General features: G+C 66.3%; 15 protein-coding genes and 1 riboswitch. Of the genes, 14 read left to right on the top strand and 1 reads right to left on the bottom strand.

Translation table 11 applies throughout. The features are described from left to right. Positions 1–61: 61 nt before the first annotated feature. The 14 genes from RMO51_RS11785 (at position 62) to RMO51_RS11720 (ending at position 13,518) form a co-directional block, all read left to right on the top strand. Positions 62–544, top strand: coding sequence for a hypothetical protein (locus tag RMO51_RS11785; RefSeq protein ID WP_310394851.1), 483 nt, complete (start codon positions 62–64; stop codon positions 542–544). 49 nt (positions 545–593) lie between these two features. Beyond that, entirely contained in the window at positions 594–1,529 is a 936-nt protein-coding gene (locus RMO51_RS11780) for a hypothetical protein (protein WP_310394849.1), read from the top strand. Continuing rightward, a complete protein-coding gene (locus RMO51_RS11775; RefSeq protein ID WP_310394848.1) occupies positions 1,526–1,990 on the top strand; it encodes a DUF4280 domain-containing protein in 465 nt (154 codons plus the stop codon). Before RMO51_RS11780 ends, RMO51_RS11775 begins: the two co-directional genes overlap by 4 nt. A gap of 2 nt (positions 1,991–1,992) precedes the next feature. Then, positions 1,993–3,399, top strand: coding sequence for a phospholipase effector Tle1 domain-containing protein (locus RMO51_RS11770; RefSeq protein WP_310394846.1), 1,407 nt, complete (start codon positions 1,993–1,995; stop codon positions 3,397–3,399). 22 nt (positions 3,400–3,421) lie between these two features. Then, complete coding sequence (locus tag RMO51_RS11765) at positions 3,422–4,489, top strand: DUF2931 family protein (protein ID WP_310394844.1); 1,068 nt, start codon at positions 3,422–3,424, stop codon at positions 4,487–4,489. An 83-nt stretch (positions 4,490–4,572) separates the two neighbouring features. Further along, positions 4,573–4,782 (top strand): hypothetical protein, encoded by a 210-nt coding sequence (locus RMO51_RS11760; RefSeq protein ID WP_310394843.1) that lies wholly within the window; start codon positions 4,573–4,575, stop codon positions 4,780–4,782. Positions 4,783–4,911: 129 nt separating this feature from the next. Then, a riboswitch (SAM riboswitch) is annotated at positions 4,912–5,020 on the top strand. Between the two features lie 73 nt (positions 5,021–5,093). Further along, positions 5,094–6,155, top strand: a complete 1,062-nt coding sequence (locus RMO51_RS11755) for a homocysteine S-methyltransferase family protein (protein WP_310394841.1) — start codon at positions 5,094–5,096, stop codon at positions 6,153–6,155. A 17-nt stretch (positions 6,156–6,172) separates the two neighbouring features. Further along, positions 6,173–8,809: a methionine synthase gene (gene metH, locus RMO51_RS11750; protein ID WP_310394840.1), complete on the top strand. Its 2,637-nt coding sequence runs from the start codon at positions 6,173–6,175 to the stop codon at positions 8,807–8,809. 96 nt (positions 8,810–8,905) lie between these two features. After that, positions 8,906–9,862, top strand: a complete 957-nt coding sequence (gene metF, locus RMO51_RS11745; RefSeq protein WP_310394839.1) for a methylenetetrahydrofolate reductase [NAD(P)H] — start codon at positions 8,906–8,908, stop codon at positions 9,860–9,862. A gap of 100 nt (positions 9,863–9,962) precedes the next feature. Then, positions 9,963–10,442 carry a tetratricopeptide repeat protein gene (locus tag RMO51_RS11740; RefSeq protein ID WP_310394838.1) on the top strand — a complete coding sequence of 160 codons (480 nt, stop codon included), beginning with the start codon at positions 9,963–9,965 and terminating at the stop codon, positions 10,440–10,442. A 99-nt stretch (positions 10,443–10,541) separates the two neighbouring features. Continuing rightward, positions 10,542–11,123 (top strand): energy transducer TonB, encoded by a 582-nt coding sequence (locus tag RMO51_RS11735; protein ID WP_310394836.1) that lies wholly within the window; start codon positions 10,542–10,544, stop codon positions 11,121–11,123. 230 nt (positions 11,124–11,353) lie between these two features. Beyond that, positions 11,354–11,887, top strand: a complete 534-nt coding sequence (locus RMO51_RS11730; protein WP_310394834.1) for a hypothetical protein — start codon at positions 11,354–11,356, stop codon at positions 11,885–11,887. A 30-nt stretch (positions 11,888–11,917) separates the two neighbouring features. Then, positions 11,918–12,358 carry a DUF2007 domain-containing protein gene (locus RMO51_RS11725; RefSeq protein WP_310394833.1) on the top strand — a complete coding sequence of 147 codons (441 nt, stop codon included), beginning with the start codon at positions 11,918–11,920 and terminating at the stop codon, positions 12,356–12,358. 113 nt (positions 12,359–12,471) lie between these two features. Next, complete coding sequence (locus RMO51_RS11720; RefSeq protein WP_310394832.1) at positions 12,472–13,518, top strand: PA14 domain-containing protein; 1,047 nt, start codon at positions 12,472–12,474, stop codon at positions 13,516–13,518. Between the two features lie 34 nt (positions 13,519–13,552). Here the strand turns inward: RMO51_RS11720 and RMO51_RS11715 are convergent, their stop codons facing one another. Continuing rightward, positions 13,553–13,969 carry a helix-turn-helix domain-containing protein gene (locus tag RMO51_RS11715; RefSeq protein ID WP_310394830.1) on the bottom strand — a complete coding sequence of 139 codons (417 nt, stop codon included), beginning with the start codon at positions 13,967–13,969 and terminating at the stop codon, positions 13,553–13,555. Between the last annotated feature and the right edge of the window lie 65 nt (positions 13,970–14,034).

Here is a 14,034-nt window from a genome sequence, read left to right as displayed (position 1 = left end):
TCAGCCCGGCCGGGCGTGGAAAAATGTTTATGTTTGAAGGCTACTATCTACCCACTGCAATATGGACAACAATCGTTGCAACGCGCTGCGCGCGCGCGGCACCGCCACCGCGGCCAGCCTGCTGACCGACCAGAACAATTACCAGCCCCTGGAGGCCGAAACCGCGCCCCCACGCACCGAGCACGCCGCCAACCGGGACGACGCCGTGCTGGCCGAAACCCAGGACGACGCCACCCGGCAGAAAGCCGGCGCCAAAACGCAGCTCAAGGCCTTGGGCGCCCGCCTGGCCGCCCGGCAGGCCCACGCCGCCAGCGCCACCAACCCCGACCCGAACCTGGCCGGCCGCGTCGGCTTCAACCGCACCAGCTTTAACAAAGCCGGCGACGCCAGCATTGTCACGGCCCTGCTCCAAGAAGCTCTGCCCTTGGCTGCCGACCTGGGCAAGCGTGCGCTCCCGCCCACCAACCGAAATCCTGTTCCAGCGCTTCGAGGCCAAGCAGGCCCGCCAGTGTGCGCGCGACGTGACCGGCTGCCGCAGGCCTAGCCCCCGGGGCCGCCCTTCTTCTCTTCCGCGCATCTACCCGCTTGCCTCTGTGCTCCACACACCCCGTGCCGGCGCCCCCTTGTGGGCCGCCGCGCCCCACCCCCGACCGGCCGCCGGCCTTTCCCACCGCCTGACGCTGGCGCTGCGGCCCATCCCCGCCGAAGCGCGCTACGCCGTTTGCACGGAATGGACCGAATTCGTGGCCGGCGACCGGCAGCGCAGCCGGCTGGCTCGTACCGTGGGCCTGCGGGTGGCCGCCCACCCGGGCGGCTGGCGGCTGGCCCTGCGCACCGAAGCCTTGGGCCTGGACACGCCCGACCCCACGGCATTCGACGAAATCGGTCTGTTGGTGGGGGGGCTTTACGCTGATTTGGTGTTCGACCTGGCCCCGACCGGCGCGCTGCTGGCCTTGGTGAACCACGCCGACATCCGGGCGGGGTGGCCGCGCCTGCGGCAGGCGCTGCGGCAGCGCTACCCAACCCCGAGCGCGCTGCTCGACGGGCTGGAAACCGCCGTGGCCCGGCGGCTGGCCCGGCCCGCCGGCCTGTGGCCCTCGCTGGCCCTCGACTACCTCTACGCCGCTCTGCCGGGCAACTTCTACGCGCAGGCGTTCGACGCCGGGCAGCCGTACACGGCCCCCCGGGCGTTTCCGCAGTTCTTCGACGGGCTGGGGCTGTGCTTTCTCGAAACCCTGCGCCTGGCGCCCCCCGACCCGGCGGCCCCCGACCGCGCCCGGCTGCACCTGACCGGCGCGCCCGACCCGGCCGGCCCCGACGCCGACGGGGCGGCCGCGGCCGCCCGCGTGGCCGCCGCGCTGGGCATCGCCGTGGCCCCCGCCGAGGTGCGCCGCACCTACGCGGCCACCCACGATTTTGCCCTGAGCACCGGCCTGCCAACCGCCGTGGAATTGACGGTGCGCTGCGCCTACCGGGACCTATATTGCAAAGAATATCACCTCACTGTTACGCCCATTCTACCGCTATGAGCCAGGAAGGCCAGGAATTCGTGTGCGGCGGCGCGCCCTGCCGCTGCGACAAGGGCACGCTGCCGGTGCCGCTGCAAGTGACCAGCAACCAGAGCGTGTGGCTGCAAAGCAAGCTCGTCGCCACCACCCTCGACAAAACGTTCGCGCCCTTCGGCACCTGCGCCCTCAAAAACAACCAGCCCTGCGTGCCGGCCCTGCTGGTCTGGGAAAAGCCGTTCGAGCTGGTGACGGTGATGGCCGACGGCTGCCACCCGCTGCTCGAAAAAAGCACCATCCGCTGCGCCGTGGGCGGGGTGGTGAGCCTCTTGAGTACGCTGCAAATTGCCGCGCCCGGCCCGCCGCCGCCCGCTGGGCTGGAGCAAAGCCGCACCACCCTGCTGGGCACAGCCCCCCTGCTGGGCCTGCCCGACGAGGACGAGGACGACGAAACCGCCACCGATACGACCACCCCCAACGACTAGCCATGAACACTCCCTTCCACCGCATGGCGCAAAGCTCGCCGCCGGGCATCGGCAAGGCTGTGGTGGGCAAGGAGCCCGAACCCGGCCCCGGCAAAGTGGGCGTCAAAGTTAAAGCCGCCATCTTTTTCGACGGCACGGGTAACAACCAGAACAACATCACCAAGCGGCTCAAGGACTCCTCGTACCAACGGCACCGCTTCAACGCCGACGACTGGGCCAGCTATGAGCAGTACTACTCCAACGTGGCCATCCTCTACTTCATGCACAAGAAGAAGGTGCCCGGCGAACGTATAGTATCTCTATATATGGAGGGCATTGGCACCAGCGATGATGGCCCTGACAACACGGCGGGAGGGGCCTTTGGGGCAGGAACCACTGGGGTAGTGAAACGGGTAAATGAAGGTATTAGTAGACTCACCGAAAAAATAAAAGGAAAATACGGCCAAGAAAATAGATTCGAATATTTAGAAGAACTGACGGTTTACGCGTTTGGCTTTAGTCGGGGCGCAGCAGCGGCGCGGCATTTCTGCGCCCGACGGGCGGACTCACGGGGGCGGCTCAACAGTCTGTGCCAGGCGTTAGGCGTTAAGCCCGACGTTGTCAACATCAAGTTCGTGGGACTCTTCGACTCCGTATCTTCCTTTGACGAGACGGGCGAATACGTTCCGAGCGACCCCGTCGATGACACTTACAAGGTCAAGGCCATACACCATTATCAGAACGGCGATAAGGAGTTCCGCAACGACGTGCCCGAACTGCACTTGACCCTGGACGACCCCACCCTGGGCCAAGTCGTGCACCTGGCCGCCGCCGACGAGTACCGGATGAACTTCTCCGGCACCACCATCGCCAGCGCCCTGCAGCGCAAGAAAGGTTTCGAGCTGCGCCTGCCCGGCGCCCACTCCGACGTCGGCGGCGGCTACGCCCAGACGGTGCCCGAGGAGCACAGCTACGCGAAGCGGCCCCGCGTGTTTGCCTTCTTCCACGCCCGCGGCTGGTACGCCCCCGAGCACCTGCGCCACTGGCGCCAGGGCGACGCCCCGGCCTACCCCATCGGCACCCGCCGGGTGCCCAACACGTACCAGTACGTGGCCTTGTCCATCATGCTCAAGCTGGCCGCGGCGGCCCAGAGCGGGCTGCAGTTCGGCAGCCCCAACCAGGACGACGAGCGCGGCATCCGCTACATCATCGACGCCGCCCACCCGCTCTTCGCCGCCAAGGCCCAGCTCGAAGCCCACGCCCTGGCCCAGTTTGCCCAGCGGCCCGCCGAGCCGGTGCTGCCGGCCCTGCCCGCGGCCGCCTACCAGTGGCTGCGCCAGCGCTATCTGCACCTGTCGTGGAGCGACCGGCTCGGCATGGAGTACCGCCTCCAGGACGGCCTGCCCCACCGGCTGGTGCTGCCCGGCTAACGTTTCTTTTTCCTCCCCGCCCATGCCCCTGCCTTTCCGCCGCTTGTTCCGGCCTTCCCTCATTGGTTCACTTGCGACCGGACTCTGCCTGCTCACCTTTTCCACTTGCCGCCCCGTGGAGCCTTACCAAACCGAGCAATTTGCCCTCACGGCCGGCCCCGCCGCCGCCGAGGGCTATCCCATGGAAGTGGTCGAGGGCCGCTTCCTCACCTCCGACGGCAAGAGCTTTGTTGTCTCGCCCAGCTTCCTGGAGGGCGACTGGGGCAGTTCTTCCACCACCTACGTGAGCGGCGACGGCATGTCCCCGGCCCCGGACAGCTTGGAGGTGCGCTGGTTCTCCTACCCCGAGGACAAGTTCTACGAGGGCCACTTCCTGCTGCCCCAGCGGCGCATTTACGACCTGCTCAAACAAGGCTTCTGGAACACCTTTGAAAAAAAACACGACACTTACAACGAACTCACCGTGTGCCTGCTGCCCAAGGGCGTGGTCGTCGTCTGGCTCTCGGGCCGCAACCAAGTCCTGATTGGCCGCTACGAAGGGCGCGAAATCGACTTTGACTTCAAGCGCTTCAACTCCGCGGCCAACCGCCCGCGCATGATTCAGCAAGAACGAGCCAAGCTGCCGCCCGCCGTGCAGGAACAAATCCGCACCGGCGCGCTCAATACCCGCCAGTGGGACGCCTACCTGAAAACCTACCCCTGGCAAGTGGCTTTCAGCCGGCCCCTGAAGCTCTACGACTACGGCCTGCGCGGCGTCGACGCCCAGGTCGACAACCACCCGCTCGCCCCGGAGGCGGCCCCGGCCCGCGCCCAGGCCCTGCTCCACCCGGCCCTCCGGCCCGCGCCAAGCAACCTGCTCCTACTGGTCGATGCTGGCTACGGGCGCCGGCGCCAAATCCAGGTGCGGGCCTTCGACGAGGCCGAGACGCTGGCCGCCTTCCAAAGCCTGCACGCGGCGAACCCGGCCCTGCCGCTTACGCTTTACGTCGAGACGGACGAGCGCGTGGAAAAGGCCCGCCTCTTCCTCAAGAACGACCGCCAGCAAGTCGAGCTGGTCAAGTCGCCCGTCCTGCTCTTCGATGCCGAGTGAGCTGGCCCGCGGGTTGCGCCAGGTGGCGGCGCGGCACTTCTGCGCCCGGCGGAGAAGCCGTAGTTACGCGTGATTTCGTGGGGTTGCTAAAACCCCTCCTTTTGGGCGGCGTACAGGTTATCGGGCCGCGGTGCCAGTGGCTGGAGGCCGAAGATAGTCCCGGCGCGTGGGCCGCCGGTTACTTTCTTACGTTGTTTCTTGAAATCATGCCGACGAAAAAAGCAAGCAGCTCCGCCAAGAAAGACCCCTGCTGGAAAGGCTACGAGCAGGCAGGCACCAAAAAGAAGGACTAGCCATTGCTTCAGTTAAAAATGAACCGGCCCCGGCCCGCACCAAATGGAACGCGGGCCAGGGCTTCGTTTTTGCGGCCCGGTTGAACCGCGGAAACACTTTTTGCCGTTGCGTCGTATCTTCGCCCTGCGCTGCTATCCAGAAAGACCGAGGGACCGGGCCCGAAGACGTCTTGGCAACCTACCGCGAGTAGGTGCCACCTCCCGTTTCACCGCATTTATTGGTGAAAGAAGATGTCAGCCGGAACCGTACCTCGCCGTACGGGTTTCTTTCTGGATACGCGCTTATTGGCCCGTTAACCCCCCCGAAAGAAATGTCCACAGCCACCCTCGCCGCCCCGTCTCCCCTTCCCGAAATCCTGCGCCAGCGCCTGCTGATACTCGACGGCGCGATGGGCACCATGATTCAGCGCCACCCGCTGACCGAGGAAGACTTCCGCGGTGCCCGCTTCGCCGACCACCCCAAGCCCCTGCGCGGCAACAACGACCTGCTGAGCCTCACGCGGCCCGACCTCATCAAGGGCATCCACGCCGAGTACTTCGCGGCCGGGGCCGACATGGTGGAAACCAATACTTTTTCGGGCACCACCATCGCGCAGGCCGACTACGGCCTGGAGCACGTGGCGTACGAGCTGAACTACGAGTCGGCGCGCCTGGCCCGCGAGGCGGCCGACGAGTACTCCACGCCCGAGCAGCCGCGCTTCGTGGCCGGCGCCGTGGGGCCCACCAACCGCACCGCCTCGCTCTCGCCCGACGTGAACCGGCCCGGCTACCGCGCCGTGACCTTCGACGAGTTGGCCACCGCCTACCTGGAGCAGGTCCGCGGCCTGGTGGACGGCGGCGTGGATACCCTGCTCATCGAAACCATCTTCGACACGCTGAACGCCAAGGCCGCGATTTACGCGGTGCAGAAGTTCTTCGACGAAGGCGGCCGGCAGGTGCCGCTCATGATTTCGGGCACCATCACCGACGCCTCGGGCCGCACGCTCTCGGGCCAGACGGTGGGGGCGTTCTGGAACTCCATCAGCCACCTGCCGCTGCTGAGCGTGGGCCTGAACTGCGCCCTCGGGGCCAACCAGCTCAAGCCGTACGTGGAGGAGCTGAGCCGCATTTCCAACGTGCACATCTCGGCCTACCCCAACGCCGGCCTGCCCAACGCCTTCGGCGGCTACGACGAGTCGGCCGAGGAGTTCGCGGCGCTGGTGGAAGAATACCTGCAGGAGGGCATCGTGACGGTGGTGGGCGGCTGCTGCGGCACCACGCCCCAGCACATTGCGGAATTGAGTAAGCTGGCGCGGCGTTACAAGCCTAGGAAGTTGGCCTCATCCCCCCGGCCCACACCACGCGCCTGTCCGGCCTCGAACCATTCAACATAGGCCCCGACACGCTCTTTGTGAACGTGGGGGAGCGCTGCAACGTGACCGGCTCGCGCGCCTTCGCCCGACTCATCCGCACGGGCGCCTACGAGGAAGCCCTGGCCGTGGCCCGCACCCAGGTGGAAGAGGGCGCCCAGGTCCTCGACATCAACATGGACGAGGGGATGCTCGACTCGGAGCAGGCCATGACGACGTTTCTGCACCTCATCGCCTCGGAGCCCGACATCGCGCGGGTGCCGGTGATGATAGACTCCTCGAAGTGGAGCGTGCTGGAAGCCGGCCTGAAGTGCGTGCAGGGCAAGAGCATCGTCAACTCGATTTCGCTGAAGGAAGGGCCGGAGCTGTTTTTGCAGCGGGCCCGCACCGTGCGCCAGTACGGCGCCGCCGTGGTGGTGATGGCGTTTGACGAGGACGGCCAGGCCGACACGCTGGCGCGCCGCCAGGAAATCTGCCAGCGCAGCTACGACCTGCTCATGAGCATCGACTTCCCGCCGACGGACATCATCTTCGACCCCAACATCCTCATCGTCGGCACCGGCATGGAGGAGCACCGCAACTACGCCGTCGACTTCATCGAGGCGGTGCGCTGGATTAAGGCCACGCTGCCGGGCGCGCTCACCAGCGGCGGCGTCTCGAACATCAGCTTCTCGTTCCGGGGCAACGAGGCGGTGCGCGAGACCATGCACGCGGCCTTCCTCTACCACGCCATTCGGGCGGGGCTGGACATGGGCATCGTGAACCCCAACCAGCTCGCGGTGTACGACGAAGTGCCCAAGGACCTGCTCGGCCTGGTGGAAGACGTGCTGCTCAACCGCCGCGCCGACGCCACCGAGCGCCTGCTCGAATTTGCCGACACCGTGCAGCAAAAAGGCAAGGTGGCCGTGGTGGCCGACGCCTGGCGCAGCCTGCCGGTGCAGGAGCGCCTGGCCCACGCGCTGGTGAAGGGCATCACCGAATTCATCGACGAGGACACCGAAGCCGCCCGCCAGGAGCTGGCCCGCCCGCTCGACGTGATTGAGGGCCCGCTGATGGCCGGCATGAACGTGGTGGGCGACCTGTTCGGGGCCGGCAAAATGTTCCTGCCGCAGGTGGTGAAATCGGCCCGCGTGATGAAGAAGGCCGTGGCCTACCTCGAACCGTACCTGCTGGCCGACAAGCGCGGCGCCGACCGCCAGACGGCCGGCAAAATCCTGATGGCCACCGTGAAGGGCGACGTGCACGACATCGGCAAGAACATCGTGGGCGTGGTGCTGGCCTGCAACAACTTCGACATCGTGGACCTGGGCGTGATGGTGCCGCTGGAGCGGATTCTGGACGAAGCCCAGCGCCAGCAGGTGGACGTTATCGGACTCTCCGGGCTCATCACGCCGAGCCTGGACGAGATGGTGTACGTGGCCCAGGCCATGCAGAAGCGCGGCATGAAGGTGCCGCTGCTCATCGGCGGGGCCACCACCTCGCGCCTGCACACGGCCGTGAAAATTGCGCCCGCCTACCCCGGCGGGGCCGTGGTCCACGTCAACGACGCCTCCCGCTCGGTGGGCGTGGCCGCCGGCCTGCTCGGCTCGGGCGAGGCCGCCTACGCAGAAACCGTGGCCGCCGACTACGCTGCCCTGCGCGCCGATTATGCCAGCCGCCAGCGCGACAAAAGCTACCTGCCCATCGAGGCCGCCCGCGCCAACGGCTTCCAAGCTGATTGGGAAACGACGAGCATCACCAAGCCCACCTTCCTCGGCACCAAAGTGCTGGACAACTACGACCTCGCCGAGCTGGCCGAATACATCGACTGGACGCCGTTCTTCCACACCTGGGAGCTGAAGGGCCGCTACCCGCGCATCCTCACCGACGAAACCCTGGGCGAGGCGGCCACCAAGCTGTTCGAGGACGCTCAGGCCATGCTCCGAAAGATTATCGACGAAAAGCTGCTTACGGCCCGCGCCGTGCTGGGCTTCTGGCCGGCGAACACCGTGGATTACGACACCATCGAAATCTACGAGGACGACTCGCGCGAGACGGTGGCCACCGAGTTTTTCACGCTGCGGCAGCAGGGCGAAAAAGGGCCGGGCATCCGCAACGTGGCCTTCTCGGACTACCTGGCCCCGAAAGAAACCGGCCGTGCCGACTACCTGGGCGGGTTTGCCGTGACGGCCGGCATCGGCATTGAGAAACTGCTGGAGCAGTTCGACGCCGACCACGACGACTACTCCAGCATCCTGGTGAAGGCCCTGGCCGACCGCCTGGCCGAGGCCTTTGCCGAGCGCCTGCACGAGCGGGTGCGCCGCGAGTTCTGGGGCTACGCGCCCGACGAGCACCTCACCGGCGACGACCTCATCCAGGAGAAGTACCGCGGCGTGCGCCCGGCGCCTGGCTACCCCGGCTGCCCCGACCACACCGAGAAAATCACCTTGTTTCAGCTGCTCGACGCGGAAAATAAAGTCGGCATCGTCCTCACCGAAAACCTGGCCATGTACCCGGCCTCGTCGGTGAGCGGCATGTACTACGCCCACCCCGACTCGCGCTACTTCGGCCTGGGCCGCATCGGCCTCGACCAGGTGGCCGACATGGCCCGGCGCAAGGGCGTGGAAACCGCCGAGCTGGAGCGCTGGCTGATGCCAAATTTGAACTACGAACCGGTGGCTTCGGCTGTTAGCCTATAGCTGTTGGCTGTCAGCGCCTGTTCCATCTATCACCACCACCAGCCAAACACTGTCAAAAGCTAAATAGCCAGCAGCTATCAGCTCACAGCTCACTACATGAAAGTTACCGACCACCTGGACCGCGCCGCCGGCAAAACCCTGTTTTCCTTCGAAGTGCTGCCGCCGAAAAAGGGCGAGAACATCCACACGCTCTTTTCGAACATTGAGCCGCTGATGGAATTCAAGCCGCCGTTTATCGACGTGACCTACCACCGCGAGGAGTACGTGTACCGCCACCACCCCAACGGGCTGCTGGAGAAGAAAACCGTGCGCCGCCGGCCCGGCACGGTGGGCATCTGCGCGGCCATCAAAAACCGCTTCGACGTGGACACCGTGCCCCACCTCATCTGCGGCGGCTTCACGAAGGAGGAAACCGAAAACGCCCTCATTGACCTGCACTTCCTGGGCATCGACTCGGTGCTGGCCCTGCGCGGTGACCCCATCAAATCGGAGGGCGTGTTCAAGGCCGAGCCCGACGGCCACGCCTACGCCTGCGACCTCATCGGGCAGGTGGCCGACCTCAACAAGGGCGAGTACCTCGACCAGGAGCAGGACGACAGCTGGGCCACCAGCTTCTGCATCGGCACGGCCGGCTACCCCGAAAAGCACTTCGAGGCGCCCAACTACAACGCCGACATCCGCTACCTGCGCCACAAGGTGGACCGCGGCGCCGATTACATCGTGACCCAGATGTTCTTCGACAACGAGGAATTCTTCCGCTTCGAGCAGCAGTGCCGCGACGCCGGCATCACGGTGCCCATCATTCCGGGCCTCAAGCCGCTCACTACCAAGGCCCAGCTCACCATGCTGCCCCGCACGTTCTACCTCAACCTGCCCGAAACGCTGGTGGAAGCCGTGAGCCAGTGCCGCGACAATGACGCCGTGCGCACCATCGGCATCGAATGGTGCTTGAACCAGAGCCGCGAGCTCATGGCCCACGGCGTGCCCTGCCTGCACTACTACTCCATGGGCAAGGCCGAGAGCATCCGCAAAGTGGCCAAGGAGCTATTTTAAAATCAGTGTACAGTGAACAGTTAGCAATGAGCAGCCCCGCCCTGCTGGTGTTTGCTCCGCGCACAACTGCTCACTGTTCACTGCTAACTGTTCACTGAAAATGCTCGACGACCTGTTTGCCCAGTTGCGCACGGCCACCGCGCCGGCCGAAATTGAGGCCCTGCAAAACGGCATCTGGCAGCTGTGGCTCAGCACCGGCGACGCGGCCCTCGACAAGGAGCTGGAAGCCGGCATGCGCGCCATGCAGGCCGGCGACCACACGCTGGCCATCGCCCATTTTACTCAAATAATTCTACTTAACCCCGACGTCACCGAGGCGTGGAACAAGCGGGCCACGGCCCGGTACCTGCGGGGCGAGTACCGGGCCTCCCTGGCCGACATTGCAGAAACTCTGCGCCGGGAACCCCGCCATTTTGGGGCGCTTTGGGGCCAGGCGGGCATCTTCCAACAACTGGGCGAGTACCGGCGGGCGCTCCGGGTAGTGGGCCGGCTGTCAGCAATTTGCCCGCACCTGCCCGGCCTGCAGGAGCGGCAGTTCAGCCTGCGCGAGCAGCTGGAAGACGGCGGCCTGCTGGAGTGATGAGAGGAAGGAAAAGGAACATTTTATTACCTTTCCCGACATTAGCCGTCCGAAAGCGAACGAACCCTTGTCCTTCCGTCTTCTACACCCCACCCGCCCATGAAAAGTACCATCTACACCTGTTGGCAGCTTTTGCTGCTGGTGCTAGCTTTTACCGCCAACGCCCAAAAAATGCACACCACCAAGTGGGAAAGCGGCATGCTTGACCGCCGCACCAAGGTGGGCGTGTGGGAATACTACGGCGTTACGCCTTCGCAGGAAAAAGTAGTGGTGCAGCGCTACGACCACTCGGTGAAGGAGCTGCTGTACTACCGGCCCGTCAGCAACAGCATCTACAGCATTGAAGTGAGCCCCGGCCAATGGACGCGCCGCGCCGTGGACCGCCCGCCGCTGTTCATCGGCGGCGATGCGGCGCTGGCGGCCTACACCACGCAGTTGCAGTACCCGGAACAGGCGCAGGAACGCCGGATTCAAGGCCAGGTCACCGTGGGGTTCGTCGTTGACACCCTGGGGCACACGGCGGCCCACCGGGTGCTGCGCGGCATTGGGGGCGGCTGCGACCAGGAAGCGCTGCGCGTGGCCAAGACCGTTCCCAACGAGTGGATACCGGCCCAGTTGGGTGCCAAGGCCGTGCCCGTCGAATACGAGCTGACGCTGACCTTTCGGCTGGCGCAGCCGTAGAAGGCGCTCCGGGGCGGGTTTTAGGGGCTCCTCTCTGCCGAAGCTGTTCAGGAATTCAGCGGCCGGTCGCGCCGAGCGCCGCCGGGGCCTCCCGCCCGCCTCGTTGAACGGCTGGGGCGACACTGGCCCGATGCCCCGGCGGCGTTCGGCAGGACGTTTACCCAGGGGTTTCTGAATTACCAAACAGCCTTTACGCCATGAGCCAACGACTTAACCTTTTCGGAGCAAAATTGAAAAGCCCTTGCGGCCCGTGGCTGCTCGCCGCCCTGCTGCTCGGCGGCTGCGACTCGACGCCCCGCGAGCGGCAGGAAGTGGCCCGCGAAAGCGTCCGCGAACTGGACACCCTGGCCCGGGCCGCGGCCCGCAAGGTGGCCCGCGTGGGCAAGGCCACGGCCCGCTACGACGCCGCCAACCGCGCCCGCCGCGCCCGGCCCCTCGACCCGCGCCAGGAAATTGCCATGGAAAAGGAGCTGATGGGGCCCTATTCCGGCCAGTTGGACAACCTCACCCCCGCCGACCTGCCCGCCGCCTACGCCCAGTTCGTGCGGTCGGTGCGCGCCCAGCGCGCCACCTGGACCGACCGGCAGTGGGACTACACGCGGGCCGTGTACCGGCGGCTAAACGACCAGGTGAAGCAGATTCACCTTGACCTGCCGGCCCGCGACGAAGTGCGCATTCGTGCGCGGCAGGCCGAATTCGTTTCCCTGCAAGCCAGCCACACGGCCAAGGAAATCGAGCAGATTACCACGCAGCCCGTGCGGTAATTTTACGCGCTCCGCCCTATCTTACGCGGCATGTCCACTTCCGACTCCGTCGTTTTCCTGGAATCATACTACGAGCCGATGGCGGCCAACCTGGCCCGTACCCGGCTGGAGGCGGCGGGCATTCCGTGCTTCTTGAGCAACGAGAACTTGGTGGCCCTCATGCCGCTCTACAGCCCCATTACCGGCGGGGTGCGGCTGCACGTGCGCCAGCGCGACGCGGCAGCGGCCCTGGAAATTCTGCGCGCCGAGCCCGTGCCCCTGGCCACCGGACCCGACGAAGCCTCGTTTGCTGCCGACGCGCCCGACCCTGTGGCCCCGCGCTGCCCCCGCTGCGGGTCGTCGGACGTGGCCTACGGGCCGGCCACGCGCAATACTTACGGGCTGTGGTCGGGCCTGCTCTCGGTGCTGCTGCGCTTCCCGGTGCGGGGCAAGCGGCACCATTGTTTTCATTGCGGCAACGAGTTCAAGTAAGCAGAAATAGCTGGAGTTGAGGGAGTCTATACTGCCGGGTGCTTCGGGTGCGTTTTGGCCGCATGACTCGGTTCGTTTATTCTAACCTGCGGGGGCGGCTACTGCTACTGTTGATGCTGTGGTTGCTGGCTGCGTCTGCCGGGGCCCAGGCGCCGGGGCCGGTGGGCGACGGCTTGCGCGGGCAGTACTACGACGGCGAGCAGTTTGAGCGCCTAATGCTGGTGCGGCGCGACCCGACCGTGGACTTCGATTGGGGCCACGGCGAGCCCGCGCCGGGCCTGCCCACCGAGCATTTTTCGGTGCGCTGGCTCGGCTGGCTGGTGGTGCCCACCACGGGCCTCTACCGCTTTCAAATGAGCGTGGACGACGGGATGCGCGTGTGGCTCAACGACCGGGTGCTGCTGAACGAGTGGCGCGACCAGTCCCGGCGCGAGTACACCGTCAGCGTCCCGCTCACGGCCGGCGTGGCCTACCGGCTGCGGGTTGACTATTACCAGGACATTCTGGACACCCGCGCCCGACTGAGGTGGGCGCTGCCCGGCGGCGCGGCTGGCCCGGTTCCCGTTGCCACCCGTTACCTATTCACCGAAAAACCCAAGCTGCCCGCCGAAGCTCGCCCGGTGGCGGCCCCGGCAAAACCGGCTGCGGTGGCGAAGCCTCGGCCCGCAGTCATCCCGCCCGCCCGCGCGGCACTGGTTTCGGGGCCCCGCGGGCGGGCGGCCGCTTCTCTGCCGGCGCCTCCGCCAGCAGCACCAGCAGCACCGGCGTCGGTTTCGGGGCCCGCTCCCACGGCCACGGAGCGGGTCGCGGCCCTGGCAGAAGGCCAGGAGGTGACCTTACCCGAAGTGTACTTCGACCAGGGCCAGGCCCGGCTGCTGCCCGCCGCCCGCGCCGGCCTCGACAGCCTGGCCCGCGCCCTAACGGCCCGCCCCGACCTGCGGCTGGAGGTGCAGGGCCACACCGACAACGTGGGCAGCGCTGAACTGAACCGCCAGCTCTCGCAGCAGCGGGCCGAAACCGTATGCCTCTACCTCACGGCCCACGGGGTGGCGGCCGGACAGCTGCGCCCCGTGGGCTACGGCGGCGCCCAGCCCGTGGCCGACAACGCCGACCCCGCCCAGCGCCCCCGCAACCGCCGCGTGGTGCTGCGGCGGCTGTAGCCCAATGCCCGGCGCCGCTTCGCAACAGGGTAGGCTAGGGCGCCACCGCCCGCCGGGTTTCGGCACCCGCCTCCGACCGGGCCAGTTTTTCGGCCAGCTCGCAGGCGGTGGGCGGCGCGGCCTGGCCCAGCACCTCGCGGTGCAGCTCGCCCCAGTTGCGCAGCGCGCCCAGCACCGGGTGCAGGGTGAGGCCGTGGGCAGTGAGGCGGTACTCGACGCGGGGCGGCACCTCGGCGAAAATTTCGCGGGCTACCAGGCCGGCTTCTTCCAGCTCGCGCAGCTGCTGGGTCAGCATTTTCTGGGTCACGTTGGGGATGAGCTTTTGCAGCTTGCCAAACCGCAGGGTGCCGTGCTGAGCCAACTGCGATAGCGCAAACACTTTCCACTTGCCCCCCAGCACGTCGAGGGCCGCCGTGATGGCGCACACGGGCGCCGTCCGTTCTTTTTTCATAAAAATTTTCAGCCTGATTATCAACAACAGTTTCCTAAAGGTACTAACGTTACTTTTTGGTGGCT

The sequence above is a fragment of the Hymenobacter sp. genome, assembly GCF_031398885.1.
GTDB lineage: Bacteria > Bacteroidota > Bacteroidia > Cytophagales > Hymenobacteraceae > Hymenobacter.
The sequence above is the reverse complement of the archived record's forward strand: the minus strand, read 5'-3'. Positions and strand labels throughout refer to the sequence as shown.